The sequence below is a fragment of the Dechloromonas hortensis genome, assembly GCF_009469765.1.
Taxonomy (GTDB): Bacteria; Pseudomonadota; Gammaproteobacteria; order Burkholderiales; family Rhodocyclaceae; genus Azonexus; species Azonexus hortensis.
Genome location: NZ_SSSQ01000004.1, coordinates 80,319 through 101,041, shown reverse-complemented (window position 1 = coordinate 101,041; position 20,723 = coordinate 80,319). Strand labels below are relative to the sequence as shown.

Genomic DNA, 20,723 nt, shown 5'->3' with positions numbered 1-20,723 from the left:
TTGTCCTTTAAACGAGCGACCGGCGGATGTGGCCGATCTGGGAAGCCCGTGATTATCCTCGATAAATCACGGGCCTGCAATATTTTTATCAGCCGCGGCGCATGGCGTCAAAAAACTCCTGGTTGCCCTTGGTGGACTTGACCTTGTCGAGCAGGAATTCCATCGCTTCGAGATCGTCCATCGGGTAACAGAGCTTGCGCAGGACCCACATTTTTTGCAGCACGTCCGGCTTGAGCAAGAGTTCTTCGCGACGGGTGCCCGAGCGATTGACGTTGACCGCCGGGTACATCCGTTTCTCGGCCATCCGGCGGTCGAGGTGGATTTCGGAGTTGCCGGTACCCTTGAATTCTTCGTAGATCACTTCGTCCATTCGCGAGCCGGTGTCGATCAGCGCGGTGGCGAGGATGGTCAGCGAACCGCCTTCCTCGATGTTGCGGGCAGCACCGAAGAAGCGCTTCGGCTTCTGCAGGGCGTTGGCATCGACGCCGCCGGTCAGCACCTTGCCGGAGGCCGGCTGCACGGTGTTGTAGGCGCGGGCCAGGCGGGTGATCGAGTCGAGCAGGATGACCACATCCTTCTTGTGTTCGACCAGGCGCTTGGCTTTCTCGATGACCATTTCGGCGACCGCGACGTGGCGCGAGGCCGGTTCGTCGAAGGTCGAGGCAACGACCTCGCCCTTGACGGTGCGGGTCATTTCGGTGACTTCTTCCGGGCGCTCGTCAATGAGCAGCACGATCAGCACGACATCCGGGTGGTTGGCGGTGATGGCGTGGGCGATGTTCTGCAACATCACCGTCTTGCCGGTCTTCGGCGGGGCGACCAACAGGCCGCGCTGACCGCAGCCGATCGGGGCGATCATGTCGATGACGCGGCTGGTGATGTTTTCTTCGGACTTGATTTCGCGTTCGAGTTTCAGATGACGCGTCGGGTGCAGCGGCGTCAGGTTCTCGAACATGATCTTGTTCTTGTTGGCTTCCGGCGAGAAGCCGTTGATGCGGTCCAGCTTGGTCAGCGCAACGTAGCGCTCGCCATCCTTCGGGGTGCGGATCTCGCCTTCGACGGTGTCGCCGGTGCGCAGATTGAAGCGGCGTATCTGCGAGGGCGAGACGTAGATGTCATCCGGGTTGGCCAGGTAGGAGGTGTCCGACGAGCGCAGGAAGCCGAAGCCATCCGGCAGGACTTCCAGCGTGCCGTCGCCATAGATGGTGTCGCCGTTCTTGGCCTTGGCCTTCAGGATGGCGTAAATCAGCTCCATCTTGCGCATGCGGTTGGCGTTTTCGATGACCAGTTCGGTCGCCATGTCGAGCAGTTTACTGACGTGTAATGTCTTGAGTTCGGAGAGTTGCATGAATGTGGGAGTGTATGGCGCCGAAAGGGAACGGACGACTGCCCGGAGGCCGGGGCGCAGATGCTAAGAGCAGAGGGAGGGGAGTGACGCGGGGCTGGTTGCCGCTTGCGTCAGCCTGAGGACGCAGAACGCGAACTCAGGCTGGGAGACTACGGAGATTACAGGTTGCTGTCAATGAAGGCGGCGAGTTGGCCCTTGGAGAGGGCGCCAACCTTGGTTGCTTCAACATTGCCGTTCTTGAAAATCATCAGGGTCGGGATGCCGCGGATGCCGAACTTGGCCGGGGTGGCCTGGTTGTCATCGATATTGACCTTGGCGACTTTCAGCTTGCCGGCGTATTCGCTGGCGATTTCGTCGAGGATGGGGGCGATCATCTTGCAGGGGCCGCACCATTCTGCCCAGTAATCGACGAGAACCGGCTGCTGCGCTTGCAGCACTTCGGCTTCAAAGGTGTCGTCGGTGACGTAATGGATGTGCTCGCTCATGAAATGCCTCGTGAATGGAGTGAACCGGAGTAATAGGGGAATGTACGCCGTGAATGGCGAAGGGATTTGCGCGAGATGCTAACGAAAAAAGGGGGCTTAGGGAAGGGTTAGCGCCCGGGTTTCAGCAAGTTGGCCAACTCGACGGCGGTTTTGACTTGCATCTTGTCGAAAAGGTTCGCCCGATGCACCTCGACGGTGCGCATGCTGATATTCAATTCATCGGCGATAACCTTGTTGAACTTGCCGGCCAGCACCAGTTCCATGATCTGTTTTTCGCGGGTGGTCAGGCTGGAAATCCGGGCATTCAGCGAGTCGACCGTAGCATTGGCGGCACGCTGGCGGGCATCAAGCTCCATCGCTTCCTGAATGCGGGTCGCCAACTCATTATCGTTGAGCGGTTTCTCGAAAAAATCGAACGCACCTTTTTTTAGCGTGCCTACGGCCAGTGGGACGTCACCATGCCCGGTCAGAAAGATGACCGGGAGGCTGGAGGCCAGTTCGCGCAGTTTGTCAAAACAATCCAATCCGCTCATCCCGGACATCCGCATGTCGAGGACGATACAGCCGGCCAGATTGGCATTCCAGCTGCTGAGAAAGGCCTCGGCGCTGTCGTAGGTGGTGCATGGGATGCCGCGTGACTGGAGTAGCCAGGCCAGCGCATCGCGGATGGCTTCGTCATCGTCTACCAGGTGGGCTTGCGGCTTGCTCATGCGGTTTCCATGGGGAGAGTGAAGGTGAATATCGTACCGTTTCCAGTTGGTGATTGCAGGTTGTCTTCGGCCCACAGCCGGCCGCGATGAAATTCGATGATCGAGCGGCAGATGGAAAGACCGACCCCCATACCTTCCGGTTTAGTGGTGAAGAAGGCGGTAAATAACTTGTCACGGATTTCTGCCGGGATGCCGCAGCCATGGTCTGCAACGCTGACTTTTAGTTCGGCATCTTCGCGACAGACCCGGATTTTCAGCTTGCGATGCCCTTCCGGTGTATTTGCCATGGCTTCCATGCCGTTGCGGATCAGGTTGAGCAGAACCTGCTCCAACATTAGTCGGTCGGCAGGAATCGGTGGCATTTCGGGTATGTCACATTCAATTCGTACGTGGTGTTTTCGGGCGTCCGCCTCAATGAAGCCAAGGCAGTCGTCGATAACCTCGGCTAGTCGGCAGGGGGCACGTTTCGGTTCGCTCTTGCGGACAAAATCGTGCACCCGGCGAATGATCTTTCCCGCCCGTTGAGCCTGCACCGCAACTTTCTGCAGGGCAGGCCGAATCTCCTGAGCCTGGCAATCGGGGCGTTCGAGCAGATTCAGGCAGCCCGTGTTGTAACTGGCGATTGCTGCCAGCGGCTGATTCAGTTCGTGAGCCAGCGTCGAGGCCATTTCGCCCATGGTCACCAGGCGTGAGGTGAACTGAAGTTGCTCCTGCTGTTGGCGGGCCAGTTCCTCGGCCCGCTTGCGCTCGGTGATATCGAGTACCGAGGCCATCCAGCCGGTATGCTGGCCATTGCCGTCAATCAGCTTGGCTTCATAGACCAGGGCATGGAAGCGTTCGCCATTCTTGCGCATGAAGATCATCTCGAAGCCGTCCACCGGCGCTTCGCCGGCCAGAACGGCCTGGTGCATGGCGTAGGATTCGTCGATCTGCTCCGGCGCCCAATAGGCCATCGGTGGCGTACTGTTGACCAGTTCATCGCTGCTGAAGCCGGTCATTTTGCAGAACGCTGGGTTGACGTAGACGACCTTGCCCTTCAGGTCGCGGGCCCGCATGCCGACGGTTAGCGAATTCTCCATCGCGGTACGGAAGGCGTGTTCGGCGCGCAGCGCTTCTTCAGCCTGCGAGCGCTTTTTCATCAGGTCACGAACCATCCACAGGCTCCAGAAGACGCCGGCGGCCAGGGCGACGATGGCAATGGTGAGCAGGCGTTGTAGTGGATTGGTGCTGCTCTGGTAGCTGACAACACGGAGCTTCAGGCCGTAGCCGGGCGGGTCGAAAGGAATTTCGTAAGTCTGGTTGCCGAGACCTTCGATATGCGTTTTCGCGGCGTACTGAATTTCGTTGTCATCGATGATGACAACCTTGTATTTTTCCGTAAACCACCAGGGAACCAGATTGTCGAGCAGGGTGTCGAGCGGCAGTACAGCAACCAGCATGCCGTTGAATTCCCTTTCCCGGTAGATCGGGATGAACAATTCGACAAAGGCCCGGTTACCTTCGAGAAAGAACGGCTCGCTGTATTCCTGTTTGCCGAGCCGGCGCGCCATTTCAAAGGCTTTTTCAGTAACGAAGGGGCCGAAGGATTCGATTTCGTGCTCCGGCAGCGTTGTCCCGGGCAGGGCATCGATAAGCTTGCGCTGTGGGTCGAACCAAAGAATTTGCGTTATTTCAGGGTTGTTTTTCAGCAGATGGCCGGCGCGCAGGCGAAAGATCCTCTTTTCGTCGGCCAGGGTTGCCATGTCTACAGCCAGTTGCTGGAGTTGCTCTTCATTGCCGTTCAGGTGAAAGCGCAGGTTTTGCTCAAGCCAGAGGACATCCTTGATCAGGCTGGTGCGCTCTTCGTCAACTTCGTTGAGGTGGAGCAGCCAGAGTAGCGAGAGCAGGGCCGCGATCAGGAGCACGATGCCCAGTTTGGGTAAGGCGAGCAGCCAGCGCAAATGGAGGGCGGACGAACTCCGCAATTTAGGCATCGGGGTCATGGCGACAAATGTTACCTCACGTTATTTCGCGGCTGACCATTGTGGGTATCCACAATTCGGATATCCACAATGGCGGTGGCGTGGTGACAAAACGATACTTCCGGCCGTTTTATCAATTAGTTTTCAATAAATCATCACCAAAGGAGCCGGTTTTATGGCCAAAAGAGGGTTGTTCAAGAGCCTGTACGTGCAGGTGCTGCTGGCGATTGCCATCGGTGTGTCGCTCGGGCATTTCTATCCGGAAACCGGCGCGGCCATGAAGCCGCTGGGCGATGGTTTCATCAAGCTGATCAAGATGATCATCGCCCCGATCATCTTCTGCACCATCGTGGTCGGCATCGCCGGCATGGAAGACATGAAGAAGGTCGGCAAGACCGGCGGCCTGGCTGTTCTGTACTTTGAAGTGGTCAGTACTATCGCACTGATTATCGGTTTGATCGTGGTCAATGTCTGGGCGCCGGGCGCCGGCATGAACGTCGATCCGACGACCCTGGATACCAAGGGTATTGCCAAGTATGCCGAGCCGGGCAAGATGCAGTCCACGGTCGATTTCCTGATGAACATCATCCCGACCAGTGTCGTCGATGCCTTTGCCAAGGGCGACATGCTGCAGGTGCTGTTCTTCTCGATTCTCTTCGGCTATGCAATGAACGCTTTCGGTGAACGCGGCAAGCCGGTCTTCGAACTGATCGAAAAGCTGTCGCACGTGCTGTTCGGTATCGTCGGCGTGATCATGAAGGTCGCCCCGATCGGCGCTTTCGGTGCGATGGCCTACACCATTGGCAAGCATGGCGTCGGTAGTCTGGCTCAACTGGCCAACCTGATGGGGGCGTTCTACCTGACCTGCGTCATTTTCATTTTTGCGGTGCTGGGCAGCATTGCTGCGGTACACGGCTTCTCGATCTGGAAATTGATCAAATACATCAAGGAAGAGCTTTTCCTGGTGCTTGGTACCTCCTCCTCGGAGTCTGCCCTGCCGCGCCTGATGGCCAAGATGGAAAATGCCGGGGCCGATAAGTCGGTTGTCGGCCTGGTTGTGCCGACCGGCTATTCCTTCAATCTCGACGGCACCTCGATCTATCTGACGATGGCGGCCGTCTTCATTGCTCAGGCGACCAATACGCCGATGGATCTGCAGCAGCAGATCACCCTGCTGGTTATCCTGCTGCTGACTTCGAAGGGGGCGGCTGGTGTTACCGGTAGCGGCTTCATCGTGCTGGCGGCGACCCTCTCGGCTGTCGGTACCGTGCCGGTGGCCGGTCTGGCCCTGATTCTGGGGATCGACCGCTTCATGTCGGAAGCCCGGGCGCTGACTAACTTCATCGGCAACAGCGTCGCCACGCTGGTCGTGGCCAAATGGTGCAAGGCGCTCGATACCGAAAAGCTGAAAGCGGTGTTGGATAACGAAACCCAGGATGAAGCCGACTTCCCCGAGCAAGTGCTGGATGACGCGCAGGAACCGCCGATCCCGCATAGCCCGCGCCCGATTCTCGAGCATCACTGAGCGCAAGCAACTTGCCCATTGAAAACCGCCGGCTGGTCCGGCGGTTTTTCTTTTTGGGGTGCTGTAAATGGAATGAATCTGATTTGTAATGTGGTTAACCACAATACGCGGCAGTTACGTCTTTCGTAATAATTTCATCCAGCCGTAAAAGATATTTGATGGCTCAATTTCCGGAGGAGAAAAAATGAAAGTTTCCAAGCTTTTGGTTGGTTTGCTGGTCGGTGCTCTATCGTTGAGCGCATATGCTCAGCAGCCGATCGTTATCAAGTTCAGCCATGTTGTGGCCGCCGATACGCCGAAGGGCAAGGCCGCTGAAATGTTCGCCAAGAAGGCGGCCGAGTTGACCGGTGGCAAGGTCAAGGTTGAGGTGTACGCCAACTCGACGCTGTACAAGGACAAGGAAGAAATGGAAGCGCTGCAGTTGGGCGCCGTCCAGATGCTTGCTCCATCGCTGGCCAAGTTCGGCCCGCTCGGCGTCAAGGAATTCGAGGTCTTCGACCTGCCGTTCATCTTCGGTAGCTACGATGATCTGCGCAAGGTGACCAACGGGCCGGTTGGCAAGCAGTTGCTGAGCAAGCTGGAGCCGAAGGGTATCCGCGGCCTGGCTTACTGGGATAATGGCTTCAAGTCCTTCTCGTTGAATTCCCCGATCAAGTCGCCGGCTGACCTGAAGGGCAAGAAGCTGCGCATCCAGTCTTCCAAGGTGCTGGAAGAAGAAGTGCGCGCGCTCGGTGGCTTGCCGCAGGTGATGGCATTCTCCGAGGTCTATCAGGCGCTGCAGACTGGCGTGGTCGACGGTACCGAGAACCCGATTTCCAATCTCTACACGCAGAAGATGCACGAAGTGCAGAAGCACCTGACGCTGACCGAGCATGGTTACCTGGGTTATGCCGTGATCGTGAACAAGAAGTTCTGGGATGGCCTGCCGGCTGATATCCGCACCCAGTTGGGTGATGCGATGGAGCAGGCGACCCGTTACGCCAACCAGATCGCCAAGGTCGAGAACGAAAGTTCCCTGGAAGCCGTGAAGAAGAGTGGCAAGACCACGGTTTATGTGCCGACCAAGGAAGAGCGCCTGGCCTTCAAGAAGGCGCTGGTGCCGGTGCATCAGAAAATGGAAAGTCGTGTTGGCAAGGAAGTGATCCAGGCGGTTTACAAGGATATCGGCTTCAAGCCGGATAGCCTGTAATTCGCAGCAGCAACAATAACTCGGGGGCTGCGGCCCCCGAGGTACACCGGGGGAACTCATCATGATCAACAAAGCGTTGAATCACCTAGAAGAGTTGCTGGTCACCTTCCTGATGGGAGCGGCCACGCTGATTATCTTCGTTTCCGTCGCACACCGTTACATGGCCGGGATGGCAATTCCCGGGCTGCAGGACTGGTTGCTGACGCTCAATTTCGGCTGGGCTCAAGAGCTCTGCATCATCATGTTTGTATGGATGGCCAAGTTCGGTGCTGCCTATGGCGTGCGGACCGGCATCCACGTTGGCGTCGATGTGCTGATCAATCGTCTCGATGATGGCATGCGCGGCAAGTTCATCGTTTTCGGCTTGCTGGCGGGCGCCTTGTTTACCGGTGTCGTCGCTTCGCTGGGGGCGCATTTCGTCTGGGAAAACGGGGCGCATTACGCCATTTTCCAGATGCTTGGCATCGATACGGGCGATAACTACGAAGGGCCGACGACGCCTGACCTCGAGTGGCCGACCTGGGTGGTGTACAGCGCCATTCCGCTTGGTTCCTCGTTGATGTGCTTCCGCTTCCTGCAGGTGGCCTGGGGCTTCTTGAAAACGGGTGAGCTGCCGCACCATGACCACGGTCATGTCGACGGTCTGGAAGAGGAAAAACCGCCGGTCGATGTCGATTTCTATGGCATGGACGACAACCTGCACATGCACGACCTGAAGCACACCATGGTCGGCGACCGCCGCAGTGGTGACGATCGTCGTCATGGCGATGCCCTGGCTCAGGAAAACGAGCGTCGTCAGAACGAACGTCGCGACAATGACAAGAATGGAGGCCAGCAATGAACGCCATGGTGATTTTCGGCCTGCTGGCCATCCTCATGCTGACCGGTATGCCGATCTCGATTTCGCTCGGCCTGACCGTGTTGACCTTCCTGTTCACGATGACCCAGGTGCCGCTCGAATCGGTCGCGCTCAAGCTGTTTACGGGGATCGAGAAGTTCGAGATCATGGCCATTCCGTTCTTCATCCTGGCCGGTAACTTCCTGACCCACGGCGGGGTGGCGAAACGGATGATCAATTTCGCTACGTCGATGGTCGGTCACTGGTACGGCGGCCTCGGTTTGGCTGGCGTGCTGGCCTGTGCGCTGTTTGCCGCTGTTTCCGGCTCCAGCCCGGCAACCGTCGTCGCGATCGGCTCCATCCTGTTGCCGGCGATGGTCAAGGCGGGCTTTCCGAACAAGTTCGGGGCTGGGGTGATCGCCACTTCCGGAGCGCTCGGTATCCTGATTCCACCGTCCATCGTCATGGTGATGTACTCGGTGGCGACCAACACGTCGGTCGGGGCGCTATTCATGGCCGGGGTGATTCCGGGTCTGGCTCTGGCCGGTGTGCTTGGCGGTGTCACCTGGTATCGCGCCAAGAAGTTCAACTACCCGCGTCAGCCGAAGGCGACCTGGGGTGAGCGCTGGAAATCCTTCCGTGCCTCGGTCTGGGGCTTGTTGCTGATCGTCGTGGTGATGGGCGGGATCTACTCCGGTATCTTCACGCCGACTGAGGCGGCGGCAATGTCTGCGGTGTACGCCTTTATTTGTGCAGTTTTCATCTATAAGGACCTTGGTCTGAAGGATGTGCCGAAAGTGCTGCTCAACTCGGCCAACATGTCGGCGATGCTGCTCTACATCATCACCAACGCCGTGCTGTTCTCGTTCATCATGACCAACGAGAATATTCCGCAGGCGCTGGCCGACTGGATGCTGGGCAACGGGTTGGGGATGATCACCTTCCTGCTGGCGGTAAACGTCATCCTGCTGTTGGCCGGCAACTTCATGGAGCCGTCGTCGATCGTGCTGATCTTCGCGCCCATTCTGTTTCCGGTCGCCGTGGCCCTGGGCATCCATCCGGTGCACTTCGGTATCCTGATGGTGGTGAATATGGAAGTCGGCATGTGTCACCCGCCGGTTGGTCTGAATCTCTACGTCGCCTCGGGGATCACCAAGATGGGTATCACTGAACTGACCGTGGCGGTCTGGCCTTGGTTGCTGTCGATGCTGGGCTTCCTGGTCGTGGTCACCTACTGGCCGGGCCTCTCGCTCTGGCTGCCGCAGCAGTTGGGCATGCTGTAAATACGGCGATTGCCGATTGAGGCCGCGCTCCGGGTAACCGGGCGCGGCTTTTTCCTTTTGTGGGGGAGGGCTGTGGCACAATCGGCCGCCTCCCTGAATGCTGACCCAGCCATGAAATTTGCCCTCTACCTGATCGCTTTTGTCCTCGTTGCCTTGATCGTGCCGTTTCTTTTGCCGGCGACCGGCAAGCAGGAAGGGGTTGATCCGAACAGCAATCTGCCCTGGCAGATCGTGCTGGATGGGCAGGGGGGTAGCACTGTGTTCGGGCTGCAGCCGGGGGTGAGTACGCTCGCTGAGGTGCGTCAGCGCCTGGGGTCTGAAATCGAGGTCGCCATCATTGCCGAGCCGAATGAGGTCGGTGCGCTGGAAGCTTATTACGCGCAGGTACCGCTGGGCTTTGTGCTGGCCAAGGTGATCGTTACGGTCGACGTTTCGAAAGAGGCCATTTCCGCGATGCGCGAACGGGCGCTCAAGGCCAAGCATATGGAAAGCATGACGCGCAAGATTACCTTGCATCCGGATGATCTGGCGCGGGCTGAGCAAATGCCGGTCAAGGCAATCAGCGTCATTCCGACGGTCAATCTCGACGAGGCGACAGTGATTCAGCGCTTCGGCCAGCCCGGTGAGCGCCTGGTCATTTCGGAAAAACGGACCCATCTGCTCTACCCGTCGCAAGGGCTGGATGTCGTGGTCGATGGCGACGGTAAGGAGCTGTTGCAATATGTTGCGCCGAGAGATTTTGCCAGCTTGCGCGAGCCTTTGCTGGCACAGGGAAGTGCCAAAACTGCCAGCCAGTGAGCCGGGTTTTTCCGCTGCTTATCTGCTAAAATTGCCCGTTTTTCAACTGACTAGCTTTTGCGGAGCAATTAAATGGCTATCGAACGCACCCTCTCCATCATCAAACCCGACGCTGTTGCCAAGAACGTTATCGGCAAGATCTACTCCCGTTTCGAATCCAACGGCCTGAAGATCGTTGCCTCCAAGATGGCCTGGTTGTCCGAACAGGAAGCTGGCCAGTTCTACGCCGTGCACAAGGCACGCCCCTTCTTCAAGGATCTGGTTTCCTTCATGATCTCCGGCCCGGTGATGATCCAGGTACTCGAAGGTGAAAGCGCCATCGCCAAGAACCGCGAACTGATGGGCGCCACCAACCCGAAGGAAGCTGCCGCCGGTACCATTCGTGCCGATTTCGCCGAATCGATCGATGCTAACGCCGTGCACGGCTCTGATGCCCCGGAAACCGCTGCTGTTGAAATCGGTTTCTTCTTTCCGGGCATGAACGTTTACGCCGGTCGTTGATTCAAATATCCGTTGCTCCCGCTGTGACGGGAGCCCAGTTTTCTGGATTCCCGCTTCGGCGGGAATGACGGAATAGGATGCTGATGCAAAATCTTCTTGATCTTGATGCCGACAGCCTGACTGCCTGGTTTGCCGAGCAGGGCGAAAAGCCTTTCCGGGCCCGGCAGGTGTTGCGCTGGATTCATCGCTCCGGTGTGGCCGATTTTGACGCCATGACCGATATCGCCAAGAGCCTGCGTGAAAAGCTCAAGGCCAAGGCTGTTGTCTCGCCGCCCGCGGTAGTCTCCGACAAGTTGTCGGATGACGGTACGCGTAAGTTTCTGATCGACGTCGGCAGTGGTAATGCCGTCGAAACGGTGTTCATTCCCGAAGACGATCGCGGCACGCTCTGCGTGTCTACCCAGGCCGGTTGCGCGCTCGATTGCGCCTTCTGTTCGACCGGCAAGCAGGGGTTCAACCGCAACCTGACGGTGGCGGAAATCATCGGCCAGCTCTGGCAGGCCAATAACGCATTGGGCGCGGTGCACGGCGACCAGCGGGTCATTTCCAATGTCGTGCTGATGGGCATGGGCGAGCCGCTCGCCAACTTTGAAAATTCCGTGGCCGCCCTCAAGCTGATGCTGGACGACCACGCCTACGGCTTGTCGCGTCGCCGCGTCACGGTCTCGACCTCCGGTCTGGTGCCGGTCATGGATCGTCTGCGCGACGAGTGTCCGGTGGCGCTGGCCGTCTCGCTGCATGCGCCCAATGACAAGTTGCGCGACGAACTGGTGCCGATTAACCAGAAATATCCGCTCAAGGAACTGATGGCGGCCTGCCAGCGCTACCTAGAGAAAGCGCCGCGCGACTTCATTACCTTTGAATACGTCATGCTTGACGGCATCAACGATAGCGATGCGCATGCCCGCGAATTGCTGGCGCTGGTCAAGAACGTGCCTTGCAAATTCAACCTGATTCCCTTCAACCCTTTCCCGGGCTCGCCGTTCAAGCGTTCCCCGGCCGAAAGGGTGCGCCGTTTCGCCGATATTCTGATGCAGGCGGGCATCGTGACCACGACGCGCAAGACGCGCGGTGACGATATCGATGCGGCCTGTGGTCAGTTGGCGGGGCAGGTCAAGGATAAAACCAAGCGTACGTCCGGACGAGTAATTCCCCTCAAGGAGGCCAGGCCGTGAACAGTTTTTCGGTTAAGCAGCGGCTCGTTGGTGTTTGCCTGAGTGCTTTGTGTGTTTTCCCGGCCTTGGCGCAATTCAATAGCGATATGCCGGTCAACAACACCCGGAATCAGGCATCCACCGATCCGAAGAACCGCGCACGAATCCACACCGAACTTGGTGCCATGTATTTTCAGAATGGACACATGTCCGCTGCGCTCGACGAACTCGGTATCGCACTCAGTGCCGACTCTGGTTATGTTCAGGCCTACAGCGTGCGTGGTCTGGTCTATGCCAATCTGAAGGAGTATGGAAAAGCGGAAAATGACTTTCAGCGAGCCTTGAGCCTGTCGCCCAGCGATCCGGAGGTTAATAACAACTACGGCTGGTATCTCTGCGACACTGGCAAGGAGCGACAGTCGATCGCTTATTTCCTGCAAGCCCTGAAGAATCCGCTCTACGAAACGCCGGATCGCGCCTATACCAATGCCGGCACCTGTGCCATGAAGGCGGGCGATCTTGACGGGGCGCAAAACTACCTGCTGAATGCCTTGCGCCTGGCGCGGGATGGTGCGCCGACGGCACGCCTGCAACTCGCCAAGCTGTTTTTTCAGCGCGGGATCTACGAAGAGGCTCGGGTCTATCTGAACGATGTCCTGAAAATGATGGAGCGGCCTTCCGCCGAAGCCCTGTGGCTAGGTGTCCGCATCGAGCGCAAGCTTGGCAACCGGTCAGCCGAAGGTGCTTTCGCGGCACAATTGCGTAGTCGATACCCGACCTCGGTCGAGTATCAGGAATTCCTCAAGGGTAACTTTTAATGAGTGATCAGATTAGCAGCGTCGAAAACTTGGTCGATGAGACCGTTTCCGAAGCTGTGCCGAATGTGGGCGCCCAGTTGCGGGAAGCTCGGGAAGCGCGTGGCATCCAGCTTCCGGAAGTGGCTGCCGCCCTGAAACTTGGGGCAAAGCAGGTGGAGGCCCTGGAAAACGGCGATTGGCTGGCCTTGCCCGGTCATACCTTTATTCGCGGTTTTGTCCGCAACTATGCTCGTCTGGTCCAGATCGACCCGTTGCCGCTGATGGCCCAACTTGATCTGACGCTACAGAAGCCCGTCACACGTCTGGGCGATGTCGATTCGCGTCCGGCTACCATGCCGCAGAGCAGTGGGCATATTTCCCGCCGCGACCGGGCGGTCGTGACGACGGGAGCAGTCTTGGTGGCGTTGGCCGGCCTAGTTTATTTTCTGCTGCCGAACGATCTGTCGGCTTGGCGTGAGAGTACCCAGAGCCTGATCAGTTCATTCTCGCAAAAAGATGCCCAGGAGCAGTCGCCGGCGGCAGTCGCCGAGCCTGCGGCTGAACCGGTGTTCCCGCCGGGAACGACCCCGCAGCAGGTGATGAATCCGCAAGTGGACCCGGTTCCTGCCCCGGCCGAGCCGGTGAGCGCTCCAGCCATGGCGGTGCCGCCGGCCATGACCGCGGCTGCCCCAAATGCCGAAGCCCAGAGCAAGGCGCCGTTGCGTTTCGTCTTCGAGAAAGAGTCCTGGGTTGAAGTCCGGGATCGCGACAGCAAGGTAATTTTCTCCCAGCGCGGCACGGCAGGGCTTGAGCAGGCGGTATCGGGCAATGGTCCATTTTCGCTGGTCATCGGTTTCGCCCCCGGGGTCAAACTGTTCTGGCGTGGCCAAGTGGTCGATCTGGTACCGCATACCCGGGGCGACGTTGCCCGTCTGGTTCTGGAGTAAGTTGTGACGGCAGTTAACAAGCGCCTGACGCGCACCACCTCGATTGGCCACGTGATGATCGGCGGCAATGCGCCGGTCGTCGTGCAGTCGATGACCAATACCGATACCGCCGATTATCTGGCGACCGCCTTGCAAACCGCCGAATTGGCGCGGGCCGGCTCGGAACTGGTGCGGATCACGGTCAATTCGCCGGAGGCGGCGGCGGCAGTGCCGAAGATCCGCGAGCACCTCGACCGGATGAACTGCAACGTGCCGCTGATCGGGGATTTCCACTACAACGGCCACCGCCTGCTGACCGAGCACCCGGCTTGTGCCGAAGCGCTGGCCAAATACCGGATCAACCCAGGCAACGTCGGCTTTGGTAAAAAGAAGGACGAGCAGTTTGCCCAGATGGTCGAACTGGCCTGCAAGTATGACAAGCCGGTCCGTATCGGCGTCAATTGGGGCAGTCTCGATCAGGATTTGCTGGCCCGCATCATGGACGAGAACAGCCGCAAGGCCGTACCGCTCGATGCGACCGAGATGATGCGTCATGCGATGGTGACTTCGGCGCTGGAGTCGGCGGCCAAGGCCGAGGAAGTTGGTCTGGCCGGCGAGAAGATCATCCTCTCCTGCAAGGTCTCCAGCGTGCAGGATCTGATCGCCATCTATCGGGAACTGGCGAAGCGGGCCGACTATGCCTTGCATCTCGGCTTGACCGAGGCCGGCATGGGATCGAAGGGAATTGTCGCGTCGACCGCAGCACTCTCGGTTTTGCTGCAGGAGGGCATCGGTGACACCATCCGTGTGTCGCTGACGCCGGAGCCCGGCGGCTCGCGCAGCCAGGAAGTCATCGTTGCCCAGGAAATCCTGCAGACCATGGGCTTGCGTGCCTTTACGCCGATGGTGGCGGCTTGCCCGGGGTGTGGCCGGACGACCAGTACGCTTTTCCAGGAGTTGGCTGGCGAGGTGCAGGATTTTGTCCGCGCCAAAATGCCGGAATGGAAGCTGCATTACGACGGTGCCGAAAACATGACGCTGGCCGTGATGGGTTGCATTGTCAACGGACCTGGCGAGTCGAAGCATGCCAATATCGGCATTTCGCTGCCGGGAACGGGCGAGGCGCCATCGGCGCCAGTCTACGAAGACGGCGAAAAAACCGTCACGCTCAAGGGCGACAATATCGCCAATGAGTTCAAACAAATCATCGAGCGCTATGTCGAGCGCACCTATACCAAGAAATTGAAAGCATGAGTCAAACGCTGCAAGCCGTGCGCGGGATGAACGATATCCTCCCCGACGAAGCCGAGTTTTGGGAACTGTTCGAGGACACCATCCGTGCCTGGCTGAAAGGCTACGGCTATCGCCCGATTCGCATGCCGATCGTCGAGCCGACACCGCTGTTCAAGCGGGCGATCGGCGAAGTGACCGATATCGTCGAAAAGGAAATGTATTCCTTCATCGACGGGTTGAATGGTGAAGCGCTGACCTTGCGCCCGGAAGGTACTGCTGGTTGCGTGCGCGCCGTCATCGAGCACAATCTGGCGGCCCGTCAGACGCAGCGCCTGTATTACATCGGCCAGATGTTCCGGCACGAACGGCCACAAAAGGGCCGATATCGCCAGTTTCATCAGGTCGGTGTCGAGTCTTTTGGTATGGCCGGCCCGGATATCGATGCCGAAATGATCCTGATGGGCGCTCGCCTGTGGGGTGACCTCGGCCTGGATGGCATTGAGCTGCAGATCAACAGCCTCGGTCAGCCAGAAGAGCGTGCCCAACATCGGGCGGCGCTGATTACCTATTTCGAGGAAAATGCCGAATTGCTGGACGAAGACGCGAAGCGTCGTCTGCATACCAATCCGCTGCGCATTCTCGATACCAAGAACCCGGCCATGCAGGAACTGTGTGCCGCGGCACCCAAGCTGATCGACTACCTCGGCGCCGAATCGCTGGCCCACTTTGAAGGCGTGCAGCGTGTGCTGCGCGATGCCGGTCAGCCGTACACGATCAACCCGCGCCTGGTACGTGGTCTGGACTACTATAACCTGACCGTTTTCGAGTGGGTGACCGACAAGCTCGGTGCCCAGGGCACGGTTTGCGCCGGTGGCCGTTACGACGGATTGGTCGAGCAACTCGGTGGCAAGCCAACGCCGGCCTGCGGTTTTGCCATGGGCATCGAACGCCTGGTTGCCTTGATCAAGGAATCCGGTGGCGAACCGGCGGCGCCGGCGCCTGACGTTTACCTGGTGCATCAGGGCGCCGAGGCGTCACGCCTGGCCTTCCGTGTTGCCGAAGGACTGCGCGACCAAGGCATCAACGTGCTGATGCATTGTGGTGGCGGAAGCTTCAAGTCGCAGATGAAGAAGGCCGATGGCAGTGCTGCGGCGTTTGCCGTCATTATTGGCGATGACGAGGCGTCGACCGGCGAAGCTCAGCTCAAATCCTTGCGCGCCGAAGGCTCGGCGCAGCAGAAACTGAAAGTCGATGATTTGGCGGAAGCGATCATCGGACACCTGATCGATTCAGACGAAGATAGCGAAGAGGAATAAGCAGATGGCGCATTACGACCTCGAAGAACAGGAACAGATCGACACGCTGAAAACCTGGTGGAAGATGTACGGCAATCTGGTCACCGGCGTGGTGGTTGCCGCCTCGATCGGCGTGATTGGCTGGCAGGCCTGGAACTGGCATCAACGCAGTCAGTCGGCGCAAGCGGCAGCGATCTACGGCGTACTTGAACAGGCCGTGGCAACCAGTGATGCGCAGAAGGTCAAGGCGGCGGCGGGGGAGTTGGCTGAAAAGTTCGGACGCACCAATTACGCCTCACTGGGGGCGCTGGTTGCGGCCAAGCAGTCCTTCGAGGCCGGGGATTTGAAGACGGCCAAGGCGCAACTGGCTTGGGCTGCCGAGAATGCCAAGGATGAACTGAAGGATCTTGCCCGGCTTCGTCTGGCCGCCGTTCAACTTGACGAAAAATCTTACGATGAAGCGCTGAAGCAGCTTGATGCTGCTCACGCCCCGGCTTTCGATGTCCGCTTCCTGGAACTGAGGGGCGATGTATTGAGTGCCCAGGGCAAGAAACCGGAAGCACGCGCCGCCTACAAGGGAGCACTCGAGAAAAGCGAGGGCAAGCCCGGTCCTTCCCGTGAGTTGCTGCAGCAGAAGCTTGATGGCCTGGGTGAGGCCGCCTGATGTCGTGCCGTCTGCTTGCTCTGTTTGTTGCGGCCGGCCTGCTTACGGCGGGCTGTGCGACGATTTTCGAGTCGATTGATTCGATCAATCCCTTTGTCAGTTCTGGGCCGAAGATGGCTGTCCTGGCGCCAATTAGCAATTCGGCCGGTGTCCGTACGCAATGGTCTGTCGGTGTCGGCAAAGCAGCTGGGTATGTGTTTACGCCGGCCGTCGTCGGCAATGCAATTTATGTTGCCAGCGCCGATGGTACGGTCAACAAGCTGGAAGATGGTAAAAATGTCTGGAAGATCAAGGCAGGTCAGCCGCTATCGGCCGGTGTCGGAGCAAATGGCCGGATGGTCGTGGTCGGCACGCCGAAGGGCGAAGTGCTGGCCTACTCGGCGGAAGATGGTCGGCCACTTTGGCAGGCCCGTGTATCCAGCGAGGTGCTGGCTGCCCCGACCATTGGCGATGATGGTGTCGCCGTAAAGAGCGGCGACAACCGCGTTTTCCTGCTCGATGCTGGCGATGGTGGCCGCAAATGGGTCTATCAGCGCTCAACGCCTTCCCTGTCGGTGCGTAGCGTTGCCTCGCCAGTATTTGCCGATCGCTATGTTTTTGTTGGCTTCCCGGGCGGCAAGCTGGTCGCTCTCTCCATCCAGAATGGCGCGCCAGTCTGGGAAGGGGCCGTCGCCCTGCCGAAAGGAGCGACCGAACTGGACCGAGTGGCCGACGTAGTCGCCCCACCGGTCATCGAGGGCCGGCAGGTTTGTGCCGTTGCCTTCCAGGGGCGCGTGGCCTGCTTTGATCTGGGGCAGAGCGGAGCCATGATCTGGTCGCGGGATATTTCCTCGGCCGCCGGACTGGCCCTTGATGGTCGTTACCTGTTCGTTACCGATGACAAGGGGGCGGTGCATGCACTCGACCGCCTTTCCGGTAGTAGCCTGTGGAAGCAGGACAAACTGCTCAATCGCCGGGTCAGCGGGCCGGTGGTACGTCGCGGCCTAGTCGCCGTGGCCGATGCCGAGGGAATCGTACACTTCCTCTCCCGTGAAGACGGCAGTTTTGCTGCGCGTCAGAAAACCGATGGCACACCCGTGCGTACACCGGTCCAACTGCTCGGTTCCGACTTTCTGGTGCAAACCAGCGGCGGTAACGTGAGCGCAATCGAGGCTCAATGAAACCTACGCTCGTTCTGGTCGGCCGACCCAATGTCGGCAAATCCACCCTGTTCAACCGCCTGACGCGTTCGCGCGATGCCATTGTCGCCGATATGCCGGGTCTGACTCGCGACCGTCACTATGGCCATGGCAAGCTGGGCCGCAAGCCCTATCTGGTCGTCGATACCGGCGGCTTCGAGCCGCTCGTCAAGGATGGCATCCTGCATGAAATGGCGCGCCAGACCGAACAAGCTATCGCCGAAGCAGACGCGGTCATTTTTGTCGTCGACGGTCGCAGCGGCCTGACGCCGCATGACAAGGAAATCGCCAATAAACTGCGACGCCTGGAGCGCCCGGTATTTGTTGCGGTCAACAAGGCGGAAGGCATGAATTCCGGCATGGTCGAGGCGGATTTCCATGAACTCGGTCTCGGCGAGCCCAATGCCATTTCTGCAGCGCATGGTGAAGGCGTGCGCGGACTGGTCGATCTGGCGCTGGAATCCTTCCCCGAGCCGGAAGAAGAAGAGGAAAAATCCTCGGCGGTGCGCGTTGCCATCGTTGGTCGGCCGAATGTCGGCAAATCGACGATGATCAACACGCTGCTCGGCGAAGAGCGGGTCATTGCCTTCGATGCACCGGGCACCACGCGCGATTCCATAGAAATCGACTTCGAGCGAAACGGCCGCCAATACGTGCTTGTTGATACCGCCGGTATGCGCAAGCGTGGCAAAGTCTTCGAGTCCATCGAGAAATTCTCGGTCGTCAAGACGCTGAAGGCGATCGAAGACGCCAACGTGGTGATCCTGATGGTCGACGCGCAGGCCGATGTTTCCGATCAGGACGCGCATATTGCCGACTTCATCGTGCAGTCTGGCCGTGCCCTCGTGGTTGCGGTGAACAAGTGGGATGGCCTGGATACCTACGTCCGTGAGCAGACCCGGCAAACCTTGCAGCGCAAGCTGAAGTTCCTCGATTTCGCCAAGTTCCACTTTGTCTCCGCCCGCGAAAATATCGGCCTTGAGGCGCTGTTCCGCTCGGTCGACTCCGCTTATGCCGCAGCCATGACGAAGCTGTCGACGCCTCGCCTGGCTCGTGTGCTGGCCGATGCTGTCGCTAAACAAGCGCCGGCCAAGCATGGTCTTTTCCGTCCGAAACCTCGTTATGCCCACCAGGGCGGCTCCAACCCGCCGATTATTGTCGTGCACGGCAATGCGGTCGATCAGATTACCGATAGCTATCGCCGTTACTTGGAGCATACCTTCCGGGAGGCATTCAAGTTGCAGGGAACGCCGTTGCGCATTCAGTTCGTGACCAGCAAGAATCCGTTTGCGGATCGTGACAAAAAGTAAATAACTTAGCGCCACGCCTCAATTTTGGGTACATTAGGTACCTCATATAACAACACACATGGAGTCCACACCATGAGCAACAAAGGGCAACTCTTACAAGACCCCTTCCTCAACGCTCTTCGCCGGGAACATGTTCCCGTTTCGATTTACCTGGTAAACGGGATCAAGTTGCAGGGCCAGGTTGAATCGTTTGATCAGTACGTGGTTCTGCTCAAGAACACGGTAACCCAGATGGTGTACAAGCACGCCATCTCGACGGTGGTGCCGGCTCGTCCGGTAAACCTCCAGCAGGAACAGGCGGCGGAATAATCGCCTCCCGTGCTGTGGCCCGTCGGCATGACGGGTCTTTTCTCTTCCCGCGTATCCGCCCATGAATGAACGACCTGCCGCCGGTGAACGTGCGGTAATCGTTCAGCTTGACTTCGGTCAGCCTGATCTCGGGGATCAGTTGGAAGAGATACGTCTGCTCGCCGAGTCGGCGGGCGGTGTCGTCGCCGCGGAGGTTTGTGGCAAAAGACAGAGTCCGGACCCGAAGACTTTTGCGGGCAAGGGCAAGGTGCAGGAAATTGCCGCGATGCTTGCGGCAGCCGAAGCCGATCTGGTGATTTTTAACCATGAATTGTCACCGGCTCAGCAACGTAACCTTGAGCGCGAACTTAAATGCCGGGTTATTGACCGCACCAGTCTGATTCTCGATATCTTTGCCTTGCGTGCTTCCAGCGCCGAAGGCAAGTTGCAGGTCGAACTGGCACAACTTGAGCATTTGTCGACCCGCTTGGTTCGAGGCTGGACCCACCTGGAGCGGCAGCGCGGCGGGATCGGGATGCGTGGTCCCGGTGAAACCCAGCTTGAGACGGACCGCCGTTTGCTTGGCAAGCGTGTCAAATTGTTGAAAGAACGCCTGGAGAAACTTTCCCGCCAGCGTGGTGTTCAAAGAAGGGCTCGCTTGCGGGGTGATGTACTCAGCGTTTCGCTGGTTGGTTACACCAATGCCGGCAAGTCGACGCTGTTCAACGCCTTGACTCACGCCGGGGTTTTCGCGGCCGACCAGTTGTTTGCAACCTTGGACACCACTTCACGCAAATTGTGGATCGAAGGTGCCGGGAATATTGTTATTTCGGATACGGTAGGGTTTATCCGCGATTTGCCCCACTCGCTTGTCGATGCCTTTCATGCCACACTGGAGGCGGCTATCGATGCCGACGTCTTGCTGCATGTGGTCGATAGCGCCAGCCATGCCCGTGACGAACAGATGTATGAAGTAAATAAAGTCCTCGATGAAATTGGCGCCCGGGATTTGCGGCAGGTGATCGTTTGGAACAAGATCGACCTGACCCAGGCTTCGCCGGGAGTCGAGCAGGACGAGTATGCTAGAATCGCGCGCGTTCGTGTCAGTGCGCGTTCCGGAGAAGGGCTTGATCTGCTGCGCGAAGCGCTGGCTGACTTCGCCCGGAACAAGGCCGAAGCCCGTAAAAAGGCGTTTGCCGATGCCGAACGCGAAGCCCAAAACGATTACATAAACTGAACT

20 protein-coding genes are annotated in these 20,723 nt (G+C 58.6%); 16 read left to right on the top strand and 4 right to left on the bottom strand.

From position 1 onward, the window contains the following. Window positions 1–88: 88 nt before the first annotated feature. The 4 genes from rho to GH663_RS08665 all read right to left on the bottom strand — a co-directional run bounded on the left by rho (window position 89) and on the right by GH663_RS08665 (window position 4,525). Window positions 89–1,348, bottom strand: a complete 1,260-nt coding sequence (gene rho, locus GH663_RS08680; protein ID WP_153131263.1) for a transcription termination factor Rho — start codon at window positions 1,346–1,348, stop codon at window positions 89–91. Window positions 1,349–1,506: 158 nt separating this feature from the next. Next, the gene (gene trxA, locus GH663_RS08675; RefSeq protein WP_066880616.1) at window positions 1,507–1,833 is read right to left on the bottom strand and encodes a thioredoxin TrxA; all 327 of its coding nucleotides are present in this window, start codon (window positions 1,831–1,833) and stop codon (window positions 1,507–1,509) included. Window positions 1,834–1,940: 107 nt separating this feature from the next. After that, complete coding sequence (locus GH663_RS08670) at window positions 1,941–2,543, bottom strand: response regulator transcription factor (RefSeq protein WP_153131262.1); 603 nt, start codon at window positions 2,541–2,543, stop codon at window positions 1,941–1,943. Beyond that, entirely contained in the window at window positions 2,540–4,525 is a 1,986-nt protein-coding gene (locus GH663_RS08665) for a PAS domain-containing sensor histidine kinase (protein ID WP_153131261.1), read from the bottom strand. Before GH663_RS08665 ends, GH663_RS08670 begins: the two co-directional genes overlap by 4 nt. 154 nt (window positions 4,526–4,679) lie before the next feature. On the opposite strand from GH663_RS08665, the gene GH663_RS08660 reads away from it, so the two are divergent. The 16 genes from GH663_RS08660 (at window position 4,680) to hflX (ending at window position 20,720) form a co-directional block, all read left to right on the top strand. After that, window positions 4,680–6,029: a dicarboxylate/amino acid:cation symporter gene (locus tag GH663_RS08660; protein WP_153131260.1), complete on the top strand. Its 1,350-nt coding sequence runs from the start codon at window positions 4,680–4,682 to the stop codon at window positions 6,027–6,029. A gap of 184 nt (window positions 6,030–6,213) precedes the next feature. Further along, entirely contained in the window at window positions 6,214–7,218 is a 1,005-nt protein-coding gene (locus GH663_RS08655; protein WP_153131259.1) for a TRAP transporter substrate-binding protein, read from the top strand. A 64-nt stretch (window positions 7,219–7,282) separates the two neighbouring features. After that, window positions 7,283–8,059 (top strand): TRAP transporter small permease, encoded by a 777-nt coding sequence (locus tag GH663_RS08650; protein WP_211371108.1) that lies wholly within the window; start codon window positions 7,283–7,285, stop codon window positions 8,057–8,059. Continuing rightward, a complete protein-coding gene (locus tag GH663_RS08645) occupies window positions 8,056–9,339 on the top strand; it encodes a TRAP transporter large permease (protein ID WP_153131257.1) in 1,284 nt (427 codons plus the stop codon). The genes GH663_RS08650 and GH663_RS08645 overlap by 4 nt, the downstream gene beginning before the upstream one ends. A 111-nt stretch (window positions 9,340–9,450) precedes the next feature. Continuing rightward, entirely contained in the window at window positions 9,451–10,137 is a 687-nt protein-coding gene (locus tag GH663_RS08640; protein WP_153131256.1) for a hypothetical protein, read from the top strand. 72 nt (window positions 10,138–10,209) lie between these two features. Further along, window positions 10,210–10,638, top strand: a complete 429-nt coding sequence (gene ndk / locus GH663_RS08635; protein ID WP_153131255.1) for a nucleoside-diphosphate kinase — start codon at window positions 10,210–10,212, stop codon at window positions 10,636–10,638. 83 nt (window positions 10,639–10,721) lie between these two features. Then, entirely contained in the window at window positions 10,722–11,813 is a 1,092-nt protein-coding gene (gene rlmN / locus GH663_RS08630; RefSeq protein WP_153131254.1) for a dual-specificity RNA methyltransferase RlmN, read from the top strand. A gap of 86 nt (window positions 11,814–11,899) precedes the next feature. Next, a complete protein-coding gene (pilW, locus tag GH663_RS08625; RefSeq protein WP_246181546.1) occupies window positions 11,900–12,610 on the top strand; it encodes a type IV pilus biogenesis/stability protein PilW in 711 nt (236 codons plus the stop codon). Next, complete coding sequence (locus tag GH663_RS21075) at window positions 12,610–13,536, top strand: RodZ domain-containing protein (protein ID WP_211371102.1); 927 nt, start codon at window positions 12,610–12,612, stop codon at window positions 13,534–13,536. Before pilW ends, GH663_RS21075 begins: the two co-directional genes overlap by 1 nt. Before the next feature lie 3 nt (window positions 13,537–13,539). Then, entirely contained in the window at window positions 13,540–14,769 is a 1,230-nt protein-coding gene (ispG, locus tag GH663_RS08615) for a flavodoxin-dependent (E)-4-hydroxy-3-methylbut-2-enyl-diphosphate synthase (protein WP_211371101.1), read from the top strand. After that, the gene (hisS, locus tag GH663_RS08610) at window positions 14,766–16,064 is read left to right on the top strand and encodes a histidine--tRNA ligase (RefSeq protein ID WP_153131252.1); all 1,299 of its coding nucleotides are present in this window, start codon (window positions 14,766–14,768) and stop codon (window positions 16,062–16,064) included. The genes ispG and hisS overlap by 4 nt, the downstream gene beginning before the upstream one ends. A 4-nt stretch (window positions 16,065–16,068) precedes the next feature. Beyond that, entirely contained in the window at window positions 16,069–16,707 is a 639-nt protein-coding gene (locus GH663_RS08605; RefSeq protein WP_153131251.1) for a YfgM family protein, read from the top strand. Beyond that, window positions 16,707–17,867 carry an outer membrane protein assembly factor BamB gene (gene bamB / locus GH663_RS08600; RefSeq protein WP_153131250.1) on the top strand — a complete coding sequence of 387 codons (1,161 nt, stop codon included), beginning with the start codon at window positions 16,707–16,709 and terminating at the stop codon, window positions 17,865–17,867. The genes GH663_RS08605 and bamB overlap by 1 nt, the downstream gene beginning before the upstream one ends. Next, entirely contained in the window at window positions 17,864–19,195 is a 1,332-nt protein-coding gene (gene der / locus GH663_RS08595; RefSeq protein ID WP_066880588.1) for a ribosome biogenesis GTPase Der, read from the top strand. The genes bamB and der overlap by 4 nt, the downstream gene beginning before the upstream one ends. Before the next feature lie 72 nt (window positions 19,196–19,267). Continuing rightward, complete coding sequence (hfq, locus tag GH663_RS08590; protein WP_011288708.1) at window positions 19,268–19,504, top strand: RNA chaperone Hfq; 237 nt, start codon at window positions 19,268–19,270, stop codon at window positions 19,502–19,504. A gap of 61 nt (window positions 19,505–19,565) precedes the next feature. Continuing rightward, window positions 19,566–20,720: a GTPase HflX gene (gene hflX / locus GH663_RS08585; RefSeq protein ID WP_153131249.1), complete on the top strand. Its 1,155-nt coding sequence runs from the start codon at window positions 19,566–19,568 to the stop codon at window positions 20,718–20,720. The last annotated feature ends 3 nt before the right edge of the window (window positions 20,721–20,723 follow it).